Below are 13,775 nucleotides of genomic sequence, written 5' to 3'. Positions count from 1 at the left end.
CACTTTTTTGGGCAGCTCAGCCACTATAAAATAAAAAGAAAAACGGCAGACCGGTTGTCGGCCTGCCGTCTCCGCCTCAAGCGTATAGAGGAACCAAAATGAAATAACCGGCCAGCGCAATCAAACCGATAACGATCGACCATGTGCCCAGCGAACGCTCGCCCAGCATATAAGCAAACAGCCCTAGGAGGGCAGACGTCGAGCCGAGCAGCGCCGGATAAAGAAACCACGCCAGAATCGACAGTACGAGCGCTGTGTATCCGAGCCAGCGGTAAGACGTTTCCGCCTGTTCCTGCGCACCGTTTTCCGTGACGGCCACAGGCTGCATGACGCGGGATTTCTCCTGCCGCGAACCGCCGGGATACGTAAGCTCCGCAGCGAATTCCTCGTGCGTTTTCCGGCCGGATTCCCTGCGCAGCTGCTCTTGCTTGAACTTTCGCAGCGACCTGTCGTCCCGAACCGAACCGGGATGTCTTCCGAGCTTCCGTTTCATTCGGTCCCCTTCCCTTCCTGAGAGAAATGAACGCTTGATACTTCCGAAAAAATCGGGTGTTATTTCGATTTTTTCGGCGCGAAGGTGTGACAACAGGTGTTCTGCGAGCTCGCCGCACGATCTTGATGATCCTCGAACTCAGCCCCGAACTCCGCATCATACTTCATGTCCGCATGTTTGTCGATCTCGATCATAATCGTGCTTGCGTTGCAATTGTTTCCCTGCGCCCAATATTCGCAGTTGGAAACACTGCATTTGACATCTGGCATCGTAATCACCCCTTTCTCAGCTTGCCCGCCTCGAAAAGGGGATATACTCTAGAGCTTGGCCCGCAGCTTGTAATATAACACCATGAACATCGCATGCGACCACAGCAGCGGCGTTGCCGGAGGCCCCCAGCGGCGGACCCAATCGTCGTAGGCTTCCTCGCCGCCATGCGGTCGCCTCACCTGCTCCGGAAAGCGGCCCAATTCATCCGCTTGCGACGCGATCCACTCAAGCGAGCACACGGCTTCCTCCCGGTCTCCCATCCTCAGTCGAACCAGTCCGTACCAAGCCGCCAGCAGCAGCCACTCTCCCCCGCCATAGTAGGTATCGCTCACGTAACGGCGGACGCCCCCGCTCTCCGAGCGGAGCTCCCGGCCGATCGCTTCGATCGTTTTCCGCATAACCGGATGCTGCGGATCGAACATGCGGAACGGTTCCGCCAGCCACAGCAAGCTTGCGTCCACTCCGGCATAGCCCGTTACGTAAGCGGGGGAATGCTCACGGGGGACAGGCGTTATGTTTTTGACAAAATGGCCGTCTTCCGAATGGACGCCATGCTGGAGCAGGAAATCTTTTATTTCCGAGCAAACCTGATGCAGCTCCGCATTGTCGTCCAGCCGGGCAACCCCTTCCAGCCCGCCGTAAATGCAGGCCAGCGTCGAAGGATGCACGTGCTCGCCGTACTCCTCCCAGCAATCGAAGTTCGGATACCGCCAAAACGCGCGCAAATAATCGACCGCAGCATCCACACTATTCCGGTAAGTCTCCGGGATCCGGTCCGATCCGACCGCGCGAAGGTGCTCCGTCACCCCCCACAGCCACGCCCCGTAGCCATCGAGCTGAAAATGCCCCCATTCCGAGCTCGTATCGTCCCGGCCGTCCAGATGATACCGGGTATGTAAAAATTCGTGAAGCGCCACATGCTCCCCTCGGGCTTGCTTTTCCGTCAAATAGCGGATATGACCTTGCTTGGAAGCAATAATCCGGCTGGCCCAGCCGTAAAATAAAGCCGCACTGTCGTGCTCTCCCGCCGTATCCATGGCGTATGCGACAAAGCTTCCGTCCCTTAACCAGCCGTAGGCATAGTGCGCAAAAAGCGGACAGGCCACGTACCCCCCTTCCGGATGCTGGTTTAACCGGATCAGCCGTATGGACGCTTGCACCAGCTCCTCCTCATTCCTTCTCAGCCGCATCAGAGAACCCCCTTCCTTTAAAGGATTAAACAAAAAAGAGATGCCCAATCCAAGCATCTCTTCACAATATGTCTCGGATCGGACGAATTATACTTTCTCGCCCTGCATCCGTTTTTGCGTAATATAATCGGTTTCGTAATAAGCCAAGTCTTCGCGCAGCGTTTCAAAAATTTTGGACAGCTCGATCGTCAAATCGCGCACGTCGCGTACAGGCTTTTTACGGAAGCGGATGGCATCCTGACCGGTATAAGCATAACGGCCGTCTTCGGAATAGCATTCATTTTTCGGATAAAAAAAGCTGTTCACGCAGCTGTGATAAACGTCGTAAAGCACTTTTTCGGCATAATCCACGTTGAAGTTCGGACGGCGCAGCGCCACGCCGAGCTTCTCGTACGCCACCTCGGAAAACACAAGCAAATGTCTCGTATCGGTCAAATAACCTTTATAAAATTCTTCCATAGCTTCGTCATTATCGGTATTCAGCTGCTGCAAAGAATGTCCGTTCAGGAATTGTTCCATTTTGGCGATTGCCTCGCTCAGCTTGGTCCTTGTCGTTTCACAAAGAGTTTTTACATGAAATACTGCCATCGCTTAAAAGACCTCCTCAACTTAAAAAACAGAACGGGTATGGGCAAAACGACCTCTCGATACCATCGTACCACAAAACGCAAGTAAAAGTAATATGAAAAACATCCATAGGGCCTTTGTTTCGGACTGCTCCTTTTTGGATAACTTTGCTGCTTTTTAAACGGCCCCCGAAGGGGATTCTAATTGGCGTACACACTGTTCCGATCAGGAGGCAACGTCCCATGTGGAAATATGCTTTATCGATTGCTCTTGTTATTGCCGGGGTAGCGCTTCTCTTCCCCCGCGGCGATCAGGCGCCCGCACCCGAGACGGTTACGCCTGCCGCCGAGCTGAATATGAAGCAAACGATGCTGAATCAGGATGTGGCTCGCACGGACGAGCTTTGCCGCAATCAGTGCAGCCTTGAATTGCACCGGATCGTTCACGATACGCAGACGGACGACAAAGCGCGGGAAGCGCTGCAAGCGACCCAAGCGGCTCATCCGCATATGGAACGCCTGGTGCGCACCAAGCGGGAGCAAACCTTGGACCAAGGCATCGCGGCCGGTACGCTGAACGAGGCCGCAGCCAAAGCTTCGCGGCCTTACATGGAGGAAGCGAAGCGGCAGGTTGACGCCGGTAAGACGTATCAATCTCCGCCGTTTCAAGCCGACGGCAGCACCTATTTCGTTCTCGGCGTTCCGGGAGAGAACGGCGCGTCCGGCATCGTCGGCGCCGTGCGACAGCAAATTCTCGCACAGGTGGCCGATCACCAGAAGAAAAATTTACGAATCGAGCCGTACCCGGCCGAAGGCCGCTACAAGATCGAATCGGTCGATTCGCAATCGCTTCAGAACGTGCAGGTTCGTCATCCCGAAGACAACCAAGGAACGAGCCATTATCACACGAATCAGGTCGTCGTGAAATTCAAGCAGACGCCTTCCGAGGGCGACCTTACACGTATCCGGCAAGAAATCGGCGGAGGCCATGTCCACAAGCTCGGCTATACTTACGTGTTCGAATCGCCGAGCATGGAAGCGAAGCAGCTCGTGGGGTATTTCGGGAAATGGAACATCGATTACGCCGAGCCGCATTTTCTTTATTTGACCAACGACATTGCGCCCGTTCAGCCCCCGAATTCGGCAGCGGTGATTACGCCGAACGACTCGCTTTACCGGCGCTACCAATGGAATTTGCCGCAGATCGAAACGGAGGCCGGCTGGAACGTCTCCAAAGGGTCGACGGACGTCGTTGTCGCGGTGGTCGATACCGGGGTTGATCTGAACCACTCGGATCTGAGAGATCATCTGATAAGCGGCTTCAATGCGATCCAGCCCGGGGCTCGGCCGGCCGACGATGTCGGACACGGCACACACGTGGCCGGAGTCATCGGCGCCCTCGTGAATAACAATCTGGGCGTCGCCGGCATGAGCTGGTATAACCGCATCATGCCGGTTAAAGTGCTTGATTCCAGCGGCGCAGGCAGCACCTATGCCGTCGCGCAGGGCATCATTTGGGCAACGGATCACGGCGCCAAAGTCATCAACATGAGCCTCGGCAATTATGCCGACGCCCAGTTCCTTCACGACGCGATCAAATACGCCTATGACCGCGACGTCGTTCTGATTGCCGCAAGCGGCAACGATAACACCAACCGACCCGGTTATCCCGCTGCCTATCCCGAAGTGCTAGGCGTGGCCGCGGTGGATGCAAGGAAACAGAAGGCGGCCTTCTCCAACTACGGCGACTATATCGGCGTAACCGCCCCGGGTGTGAACATCGCCAGCACATATCCGAACAACCAGTATGCGGCATTGTCTGGGACTTCCATGGCCAGTCCGCACGTAACCGCGCTGGCGGCACTGATCCGTTCGGTCAATCCGAAGCTGAAAAATACGGAAGTGTACCGGATCATTCGGGGAACGGCGATGGACTTGGGACCCGCGGGGAAAGACCCTTATTTCGGCCATGGCCTTATCGATGTCGCCGCTGCGCTAAGAGCGGCCGAACCGAAGATTGCCGATAAAGCGGCAGATACTCCTGAGAACGGCGATCGGCAGCCTGCATGGCCGGAATGGATGCGGCGCTTGTTCAGAAGGGAATAAACGCTGAATAAAGCAAAAAACCGCCCCCTGAGGCGGTTTTTTGCATGTAAGATCTATTGCGTAAGCGGCTGAAAGAAAGTTTGCCGTAAGCCGGGTTCTGTGCTTCCGGTGGTCGTAGCGGGTGCCACCCTGCCACCATTGAAGCGACAATCATCTATCTAGGCCGTCCATTGCTGAACGGCTCAAGCGACCAACCCGAACGCGTCTCGGGCAAAGACTGTCCCTTGCGGGACGTGCGTTCCTCTAGGTCTTGCTCCAAATGGGGTTTACCAGGAACTATGTCACCATAGCTCCTCGTGGTCTCTTACACCACGGTTCCACCCTTACCTGTACCGGCTGCGATCAAAGATCGCATGCACGGCCATCGGCGGTCCATTTCTGTGGCACTAGCCTTCAGCTCGCGCTGACTGGACGTTATCCAGCATCCTGCCCTATGGAGCCCGGACTTTCCTCTCGTGGCGAACGCCACCAGCGATTGTCTGTCAAACTTTCTTTTGCAATAGATGCATTTGCTAGTATACAAGGAATCGGAGCAAAACTCAACTGCCGGATTCCGGCAAATTACACGAACCGGAACGGTTCCGTATCGATTTCCGAAGCGGTTACCGCCGTAGCCCACTTTCGCTCCTCCAGCTTCCGCCGCAAGAGGTCGGCGACACCGCGCTTCATTATTTTCTCGACATTGTGTCCCGGATCGATCAGCGCGATCCCGGCGGCCAAGGCGTCATGTGCCGTATGATAATCGATGTCGCCGGTGATCAGCACGTCAGCTCCGGCGAATTGCGCATGCTTCACATAGCGGCTGCCTGATCCCCCGAGCACGGCCGCTTTGCGCACGGTCCGCGCGAGATCGCCGACGACGCGCAGCATCGGCACGTCGAACGCCTGCTTGACCTTCTCGCACAGCTCCTGCAGCGTTACCGGCTGCGGCAGCTTTCCGGCGCGGCCGAGCCCGAACGTGCGCGTCTTCAAATCGAGCGAATACAGATCGTAAGCGACTTCCTCATACGGATGCGCCTTTAGCATTGCCTGCACGACCCGGCGTTCCACACTCTGGGGGACGATCGTTTCGACGCGGATTTCCTGCGCCGTCTCCACCTCCCCGGGCTGGCCGATAAACGGGTTCGTGCCTTCTTCCGGCTTGAACGTTCCGACGCCTTCGATATTGAAGCTGCAGTGGCTGTATCGGCCGATGCCCCCTGCTCCGGCTTCGAACATCGCCTGGCGTACCGCGTCGGCGTGCGTCGTCGGCACGAAGACGACGAGCTTTTTCAGCTTATCGGTATGGACTTCGTCAAGCGGCTGCGTATCGGTTAGCCCAAGCGCTTCCGCCATCATGTCGTTGATTCCCCCGTCGGCCACATCGAGATTCGTATGGGCGATATAGACGGCAATATCGTGCTTGATCAGCCGTTCGTAAAGCCGCCCTGCCGGCGTATCCGTCTGAATATGCGGCAGCGGACGGTAAATGATCGCGTGATGCGCGATAATCAAATCGGCCTGCTCGCGAATCGCCTCGTCAACCACTTCTTCCGTCACGTCAAGCGCGATCAGCACCTTGCGGATTTCCTTTTGAAGCGTGCCGATTTGCAGCCCGATTTTATCGTTCTCCACGGCGTACGATTTGGGCGCGAGCTCTTCCATCAATTGAATTACGGCTTGGCCTTTGGCGTACATGCGGCTAATACCTCCTCGATTCGTTTCATCTCGGCGCGAAATTCCGCTTCCCTGCTGCGGGACGCTTCCGTTTCCGACCCGGCCAGACTATCGCATATTTTACGGAGCTTATCCAATTCATAGGTCCATTTCTTCGTCCAAACGGCGGAAGCTTCCCGCAGCAAATACGGCCCCATGCTCAGCAGAACCGCACGATCCGCGATCCTTCCGTTCGCCAGGGTCATCGGTTCATACGGCGAATCCGGATCGGCCCCGGACTCCGAAGCCGGAACGGCGGTCAAAATTTCATAGATTTTTCCGTCTTCCTCCAAAATCTGTTCCCCGGTCAGCAACCAGCCGTTTCCCAGCAGCCATTCCCGAACCGCCGCTTCGCCGACATTCGGCTGAAGCACCAAGCGGCGCACGCCTTCCAGCTTCGCCTTTCCCGCTTCCAGAATTGAAGCGATCAGCACTCCGCCCATCCCCGCAATCGTAATGACGTCCGCCTCGCCCGGCGCGATGACAGCCAGACCGTCGCCCAGCCGGACATCGATGACGTGCTCCAGTCCCGATGCGCGCACCTGTTTGACGGCGGCGTCATACGGACCGGGGTTCACTTCCCCCGCAATTCCCCGTACGATCGTGCCTTGCTTCGCCAAATAAGCGGGAAGCAGCGCATGGTCCGAGCCGATGTCCGCCAGGCGGCTGCCCGCGGGAACCTCCTGTGCAATCCTGCTCAATCGTTCTGATAATCGAATCATCTCAGACAACCCATTCTGTCCATTTTTTTCTCCATACAAACAGCAAGGAAGCCTCAGTCACAATCTTAACCAACAGCATCCATTGCAGCGTCATTTCGCCATACTGCTCGGCATACAGCATACCATATAATTCAGGCATATACCAAACGATCAAGCTGAGCAAAAAGAAGACGAGTCCCATATGGCGGCTCTTCTCGTGAACCATCCACCCCATCCAGCAGAAAAGAATGCTGAGCGGCACCCAGCTCAGCTCCAGCGTAACCCAACTGATCGAATCAAGCTGATAATGCAGCAGCCAGCCGTAACAAAACACCAGGCTCACCCAGCCGCCGAGATGATACGGCACATGCCTTGCGAGCAGACCCGTCGCAATCCAGACCAAACTGCACAGAAACACGTAGGTAACGACGAATACGGACGATTGCATCCCGTGGAGCTTCATAAGATAAACCCCGATAAAGAGCAAAAACAACGAAGCCATGCCGATCAAAATTTGCGAGCCCATCGGGTCCTTTTCCCGCTTGTACCCCCCATAGCCGTAACAGCAAGCGAGAAACAAAAGCGAGACCCCTATTTGCATTGGTAATTGAAAAGCGTTAAAATGAAGAACAGTAAAAGAAAAAGCACATGCGACAACCAAACCCAGAACCCATATTTTCCAATTGCTGTCGCTTATTTTGGACGCGGTAATGCCGAACAATCCACCGGAGCTTCCCGGTTTTTCCTGATTGTCTTCCAAGTAAATATTCAGCAGAAAGTCGCAGTACTGCTCGGGCAGCAGCTTGCTACGCCGCCAATGCTCGATTTCGCGGATAATCGTTTTCTTTTTATCATCCATAGCCCTGTATATTCCTCCGAAGCCCGTCGTCGCTTAATACATACATACGATATCTGGTATAATTCATTCATCGGCTTGGAGCCCGCAAAAAATTAGACCTTCCCGCAGACGGCGGAAAGGTCGTTATGCCAAGCGAATTATTCAAGAAAGTCTTTCAACCGTTTGCTGCGGCTCGGGTGGCGAAGCTTGCGCAGCGCCTTGGCTTCGATCTGGCGAATCCGTTCCCGGGTAACCCCGAATACTTTACCGACTTCCTCCAGCGTACGCGTCCGGCCGTCATCGAGTCCGAAGCGCAGCCGAAGCACGTTTTCCTCGCGTTCCGTCAACGTATCGAGGACATCCTCCAGCTGCTCCTTGAGCAGCTCGTAAGCGGCGGCATCCGCCGGAGCCAGCGCCTCTTGGTCTTCGATAAAATCTCCGAGGTGCGAATCGTCTTCCTCGCCGATCGGCGTTTCAAGCGATACGGGTTCTTGCGCAATTTTCATAATCTCACGCACTTTGTCCGTACTGAGATCCATTTCCTTCGCAATTTCCTCCGGCGTAGGTTCGCGCCCCAGCTCCTGCAGCAGTTGACGGGAGACCCGGATCAGCTTGTTGATCGTCTCGACCATATGTACCGGAATCCGGATCGTACGCGCTTGGTCGGCAATCGCGCGCGTAATGGCTTGACGAATCCACCATGTAGCATACGTACTGAATTTGAATCCTTTGATATGGTCGAATTTCTCAACCGCCTTGATCAAGCCCATATTGCCTTCCTGGATCAAGTCGAGGAACAGCATACCCCGGCCGACATACCGCTTGGCGATACTGACGACCAAACGCAGGTTCGCTTCCGCCAAACGCCGTTTCGCTTCTTCATCGCCCTGCTCGATCCGCTTCGCCAAATCGATCTCGTCCTCTGCGGAAAGCAGCGGAACCCGGCCGATCTCCTTCAAATACATCCGTACCGGATCATTGATCTTAATGCCGGGCGGCAAGGATAAATCGTCGTCAAAATGGAATTCGTCATGCTCATGCTCCATCGGAGTCAGATCATTGTCATCGTCCGATTCGTTGCCGACATCGATTCCCATCTCTTGAATTTGCTCAAAAAATTCATCGATTTGCTCCGGGTCCTGATCGAACGGTGCGAGCTTCTCCATAATTTCTTTGTACGTAATTGCCGAACGCTTCTTGCCTTGTTCGATCAACTGTTCTTTTACTTGTTCGAGCGTCAACTCTGTCTCTAGTTCCGTACGTTGATCGTTCGCCATAATCCAACTCCCTCCTCCCTGGAATACACCCCGGTACCGTATGAAGACGAATCAGGATGATTTCAACTGCTTTTCCAAGGATATAATCTCACTGCCTAATTGCAGGGCTTTGGGAATATCACCCAAACGTTCTGCTTGCTTGATTTCTTCTCTTTTTCGTTCCAATGTCTGCAAGAGCGGGAACTTCTTGATTTGCCGGATGTAATCGTCGATCACGGCATCGTTAATACCGCTGCGATTGTCTATTAAGGTTAAGGAGCTAGCCAAGCTCTCAAGCTTGTCATCCTGCAGCATGCCGATGAACGTGCTGGCGTTGGGCTCGAATCCTTGTGCGTAGTAGGCGTACAAGTAAGCGGCGAGCGCCGCGTGAGCTTCCATATTGAAACCGTCTCCCAGCTGACGCTCGACATAACCGGATATGTCCCGGTCCAGCATCATGACGGCAAGCAGTTGACGCTCTGCATTCTGATAGGCAGGGACCATCGAAGGGGGTTGCGCGCGAAGCCTTCCGTCATTCATAACATTATTCCACGAATTGTCTTTATTATCCCCGGAACGGTCCTTTTTTTCGGCTTGGAGCCTGATCTCGTTCAGATTTTGCATCGCGGATTCGAACGTTAGGTGAAATTCGGAACAAAGCTCTCTCACATAATGCTCTCTCTCAATGGGTGAAGTCAGTCCTGCGATCAAGCGGAGCGCTTGTTGAATGTAGCGAAGCTTTTCTCCATCCTCCTGCAGCTTATAATTTTTACGATAATAAAAAAGTTTATATTTGATCGACGGTACGGCGGTTTCGATAACCTCCCGTACGAATCGTTCAGAACCGTGAGCGGAAATATATTCGTCCGGGTCCAAGCCGCCCGGCAGCATGGCAATTTTTACATGACATCCTGCATTTTCCAGCAACGGGATGCTTTTGTAGGCCGCGGATTGTCCGGCATTGTCCCCGTCGTAAGCGACGACAACCCGTTCCGCAAGACGCCGAATCGCTTCCGCGTGCTCCGGTGTCAGCGCCGTGCCCATGGTCGCTACGCCGTTATGCACTCCAGCCTCCCAGGCGCGAATGACATCCATATAGCCCTCGAACAAAACGAGTTCCTGGCTTTTGCGGATTTGGGGTCTGGCAGCATGCAAATTGTACAGCGTGCGGCTCTTATGGAAAAGCATCGATTCCGGACTGTTCAAATATTTGGGCTGCACGTCGCCCATCGCTCTTCCTCCGAAGGCGATGATATTCCCTTTCCAATCGCGAATCGGAAACATGACGCGATCACGAAATTTATCGACATACCCGCTTCCGTCCTGCTTCGCCGAGATCAGCCCTCCTTGCTCCACCAAAGGCAGCGGAAACTGCTTCTTATCCAGCAGATTCGTCAGCGTATCCCACCGCGACGGCGCATAGCCGATGCCGAACGTTTCGATCAGCTTGTCGGTCATTCCCCGGGCGTGCAAATACTGCTTCGCTTCTTTGCCCTGCTCGGTGTTGTGGAGGAGATATTCGTACAACTTGCCGGCAAGCTCATGAGCTTCGATCAGTTTTGCCCGGTCCGCGTGCTCCTTCGTTTCGGCTTGGCCTTGCTGCGGCCCGAGTCCGATGTCGAGCTTCGCTTCATCGGCTAATTTCCGAAGCGCTTGGCCGAACGACAGACCTTCGACTTCCGAAACGAACCGGATGGCGTTCCCTCCCGCCCCGCAGCCGAAGCAGTGATAAATCTGCTTTTCGGGCGTGACGGTAAAGGAAGGTGTCTTTTCTGAATGAAAAGGACAAAGACCTTTGAGGTAATGCCCCTGCTTCGTCAAATGAACGTGTCTTCCGACGACTTCGACAATATCGTGGGCTTTCAAGACCGCGTCGATGACTTGCTCGGGAATGCGTCCGTTACTCATCCTATCCACCTTCATTCAAATTAACACGTATAGGTATTCGCTACTTTGCCCGATTCTCCTGCAAGCCCGACAAAACTTTTGTCAAAGTTTGTAGAAAGGCTTGGCGGTCCTCGTCGGTGAACGCTTTAGGACCTTTCATATGCTTGCCTCCGCGGCGCTGCTTCGCCTGCTCGTGCCTTCGTTCCAGTAAAAAATCAATCGTTCGTTCATTGTACGTCTGGCCGCGATTCGACAGCGCCAGCGCTTTTTTGCCAAGCGCCAAAGCGGCCAGCCCGAAATCCTGCGTGACCAGCACATCTCCAGGTGCAATGCAATTGACGATATACAGGTCTACCGACTGATCCGACCGGTCCACTTGAACGATATCGACGCCGTCCATCGGCTGCAGCCGATGATCGAACGAAGCGACCATCAGCACCGGGATTCCGAAACGCAAGGCCGTTTGCGCAATTTCCGTCTTAACCGGGCATGCGTCGGCATCGACTACAATTTTATACGTCATAGGTCCCCGCCGACTGTAAATTTCAAGACTGAAGCATTACCGTAATATTATATACGATGAAAGGATAAAAAATCCTGCTTCCTTTCTTCAAAATAGACCGCTACCGCGAACGGTACATATCGATGATGATGCTGGCCGTTTCTTCGACCGCCTTGTTCGAAACGTCGATCACCGTGCAGCCGATTTTTTTCATAATTTTATCCGCGTACTCCAATTCCGCGTGAATCCGCTCGGTGTTCGCGTAGGTGGCATTCCCCGGCAGGCCCAACGTTTTAAGCCGTTCGGTGCGAATGACATTAAGCTTGCCCGGATCGATCCGCAGACCGACGATCTTCTTTCCGGACACCGTAAACAACTGCTCGGGAGGTTGAATTTCCGGGACAAGCGGCACGTTCGCCACCTTGAATTTCTTGTGTGCAAGGTACATCGACAGCGGGGTCTTCGACGTGCGGGATACCCCGACAAGCACGATATCCGCTTGCAAAATCCCGTTAAAATCACGGCCGTCGTCATACTTGACGGCAAACTCGACAGCCTCCACTTTCTTGAAATAATCTTCGTCCAGCTTGTGGATCATGCCCGGCTGATGCCTTGCTTCCTGATCCAGCGTCTGCTCCAGCGTCCGTATGATCGGACCGAGCAGATCGATGTAAGGAATCCTGTAGCGCTCCGCCTGTTCAATCAAATAATCCCGCAGCTCGGGAATGACGAGCGTAAAAACGATCGCGCCGCTGCGCTCAATCACCGTCCGGATCATCCGATCGATGTCCGACGTATCGAGCAGAAAAGGTACCCGGCGAATATCCACCTGCCGGGGATGAAACTGCACGGCCGCCGCCCGAACGACCGCTTCTCCCGTTTCCCCCGCCGAATCCGACGCTACAAACACTACCGGCTTAACCGCCCGTTCCATGCGAACCCGCCTTTCGTCCTGGCTTTTTTACAGAGATGAGCTGTGCTTGCCGCTCCCTGGGTTTCAGTGCAATCTGCGCACAAATTTCGCAGCTTCGCGTAAATTTGCGACCGTACGTGTCATTTTGGCCGAAAGTCCCTCTTGTCAGGCTGCAACAAAGGCCGATCGTTATGAAAGATCGGCCTGTCTATACATTACTACGTTGCAGTGGCAAAAAATGTTTCAAGACCTTGGTTGAAACACGCAGCCCCGGAAAAAGCGTTTCTCTTCCCGGACAGCAAAAAACCCCGCTGACAAAGTCGTGGCTAGACTTCGTTAACAAGAGGTTTTCAAATGGATGTATCATATTATAATAGCAAACAGGTAAAAACATGTCAATTATTTAGCTAAACTCCGTATTTGTCCATTTGATCCAAAAAGTCTCGCGATTTCAGCTTCAGACCGACATGCGTATCGAAGTAGGCCCGCAAAATCGTCTTGAGCAGCTGTTTCGTCTGCGGCTTTACGTCAATTTGACCGAGCCGGCGCACATCCATTTGAATGAACAGCCGCAGCAGCTTGTATACCCCGGGCGTCAGCGGGATGGCCTGCGGATCCCGCAGCTTGCAGCGCTCGCACAGCATTCCGCCCATGCCGACGCTGATGGCAAACGGCTCCGCATTCTCCCGGCAAACGACGCATTGCTCCAGCTCGGGCGTATAACCGGCCAGAACAAACATTTTCATTTCATACAGATGGTCGATAATCTGCAAATCCTTGTCTTCCTGGATTGCCTGCAAGCTGGCTTTCAGCTGATCGTATAAAAAAGGCTGCCCCTCTTGATCCCCCAACATCCGGTCGGTCAGCTCCGACAGATAGGAAGCATGGGCAGCCTTATGCAGATCTTCCCTTATTTTATGAAAAGGCTCGATAATTTCCGCATGATTCAGCGTGCCGAGCTGCCCGGATTTGAAAAACAAGTAGTCGCCGCACGTAAACAGCTGGGCGGAAGAACCGTAACGGCTTTTCACTTTTTTGGCTCCCCGGGCCACGACGCTCAGCTTTCCGTGCTCCCGGGTAAACAGCGTAATAATTTTGTTGCCTTCCCCATAATCCATGCTTCGGATGACGATACCTTGAACTCTGTACTGCACCTTACAGCCTCTCCCTGCGTTACCGCGCCGGTAACCTGATATTGGGCGAAACTACTGTACCCAGTCGGCAGCGTCCAAAGCGTCCTCTTCTTCCGGCTCCGCCTCGTCGCCGTCCCGGGTATTTACTTCTTTGTATAGCAGGTAAGCATCCACATCTCCGGTCATTGAAAAGTACTTCCACGAAAAATCTCTCATGGTACATCC

14 protein-coding genes and 1 other RNA gene are annotated in these 13,775 nt (G+C 54.2%); 1 reads left to right on the top strand and 14 read right to left on the bottom strand.

What is annotated here, in order from left to right; genetic code table 11:
• Positions 1 to 76: 76 nt before the first annotated feature.
• The 4 genes from PEH01S_RS08275 to PEH01S_RS08260 form a co-directional block, all read right to left on the bottom strand.
• Entirely contained in the window at positions 77 to 493 is a 417-nt protein-coding gene (locus PEH01S_RS08275; RefSeq protein WP_025853464.1) for a hypothetical protein, read from the bottom strand.
• A gap of 59 nt (positions 494 to 552) precedes the next feature.
• Positions 553 to 762: a DUF1540 domain-containing protein gene (locus tag PEH01S_RS08270; RefSeq protein WP_025853465.1), complete on the bottom strand. Its 210-nt coding sequence runs from the start codon at positions 760 to 762 to the stop codon at positions 553 to 555.
• 48 nt (positions 763 to 810) lie between these two features.
• Positions 811 to 1,953, bottom strand: coding sequence for a glycoside hydrolase family 15 protein (locus PEH01S_RS08265; RefSeq protein ID WP_025853466.1), 1,143 nt, complete (start codon positions 1,951 to 1,953; stop codon positions 811 to 813).
• Positions 1,954 to 2,040: 87 nt separating this feature from the next.
• Positions 2,041 to 2,541: a YpuI family protein gene (locus tag PEH01S_RS08260; RefSeq protein WP_010491849.1), complete on the bottom strand. Its 501-nt coding sequence runs from the start codon at positions 2,539 to 2,541 to the stop codon at positions 2,041 to 2,043.
• A 221-nt stretch (positions 2,542 to 2,762) separates the two neighbouring features.
• Between PEH01S_RS08260 and PEH01S_RS08255 the strand changes: the two genes are divergently transcribed.
• Positions 2,763 to 4,625: a S8 family peptidase gene (locus tag PEH01S_RS08255; RefSeq protein ID WP_127484814.1), complete on the top strand. Its 1,863-nt coding sequence runs from the start codon at positions 2,763 to 2,765 to the stop codon at positions 4,623 to 4,625.
• A gap of 71 nt (positions 4,626 to 4,696) precedes the next feature.
• On the opposite strand, the gene rnpB is transcribed toward PEH01S_RS08255, so the two are convergent.
• The 10 genes from rnpB to PEH01S_RS08205 form a co-directional block, all read right to left on the bottom strand.
• An RNA gene (gene rnpB, locus PEH01S_RS08250) (RNase P RNA component class A) lies at positions 4,697 to 5,116 on the bottom strand.
• Positions 5,117 to 5,186: 70 nt separating this feature from the next.
• Positions 5,187 to 6,302 (bottom strand): Nif3-like dinuclear metal center hexameric protein, encoded by a 1,116-nt coding sequence (locus PEH01S_RS08245; protein ID WP_127484812.1) that lies wholly within the window; start codon positions 6,300 to 6,302, stop codon positions 5,187 to 5,189.
• Positions 6,278 to 7,042: a tRNA (adenine(22)-N(1))-methyltransferase gene (locus PEH01S_RS08240; protein ID WP_127484810.1), complete on the bottom strand. Its 765-nt coding sequence runs from the start codon at positions 7,040 to 7,042 to the stop codon at positions 6,278 to 6,280. The genes PEH01S_RS08245 and PEH01S_RS08240 overlap by 25 nt, the downstream gene beginning before the upstream one ends.
• Position 7,043: 1 nt before the next feature.
• On the bottom strand, positions 7,044 to 7,880 hold the full coding sequence (locus PEH01S_RS08235; RefSeq protein ID WP_025853471.1) for a hypothetical protein: 837 nt from the start codon (positions 7,878 to 7,880) through the stop codon (positions 7,044 to 7,046).
• A 137-nt stretch (positions 7,881 to 8,017) separates the two neighbouring features.
• A complete protein-coding gene (gene rpoD, locus PEH01S_RS08230; RefSeq protein WP_025853472.1) occupies positions 8,018 to 9,136 on the bottom strand; it encodes an RNA polymerase sigma factor RpoD in 1,119 nt (372 codons plus the stop codon).
• Between the two features lie 51 nt (positions 9,137 to 9,187).
• On the bottom strand, positions 9,188 to 11,023 hold the full coding sequence (gene dnaG / locus PEH01S_RS08225; RefSeq protein ID WP_025853473.1) for a DNA primase: 1,836 nt from the start codon (positions 11,021 to 11,023) through the stop codon (positions 9,188 to 9,190).
• Between the two features lie 40 nt (positions 11,024 to 11,063).
• On the bottom strand, positions 11,064 to 11,525 hold the full coding sequence (locus PEH01S_RS08220; protein ID WP_127484808.1) for a YaiI/YqxD family protein: 462 nt from the start codon (positions 11,523 to 11,525) through the stop codon (positions 11,064 to 11,066).
• A 100-nt stretch (positions 11,526 to 11,625) separates the two neighbouring features.
• On the bottom strand, positions 11,626 to 12,438 hold the full coding sequence (locus tag PEH01S_RS08215) for a pyruvate, water dikinase regulatory protein (protein WP_025853476.1): 813 nt from the start codon (positions 12,436 to 12,438) through the stop codon (positions 11,626 to 11,628).
• Between the two features lie 386 nt (positions 12,439 to 12,824).
• A complete protein-coding gene (gene recO, locus PEH01S_RS08210; protein ID WP_036677193.1) occupies positions 12,825 to 13,571 on the bottom strand; it encodes a DNA repair protein RecO in 747 nt (248 codons plus the stop codon).
• 51 nt (positions 13,572 to 13,622) lie between these two features.
• Positions 13,623 to 13,766: a YqzL family protein gene (locus PEH01S_RS08205; RefSeq protein WP_084159757.1), complete on the bottom strand. Its 144-nt coding sequence runs from the start codon at positions 13,764 to 13,766 to the stop codon at positions 13,623 to 13,625.
• Positions 13,767 to 13,775 lie beyond the last annotated feature (9 nt).

Origin of the sequence: Paenibacillus ehimensis NBRC 15659 (genome assembly GCF_004000785.1) — a bacterium.
Classification (GTDB): Bacteria; Bacillota; Bacilli; order Paenibacillales; family NBRC-103111; genus Paenibacillus_G; species Paenibacillus_G ehimensis.
Note: the sequence above shows the minus strand (reverse complement) of the source record. Positions and strands in the feature narration are given on the sequence as shown.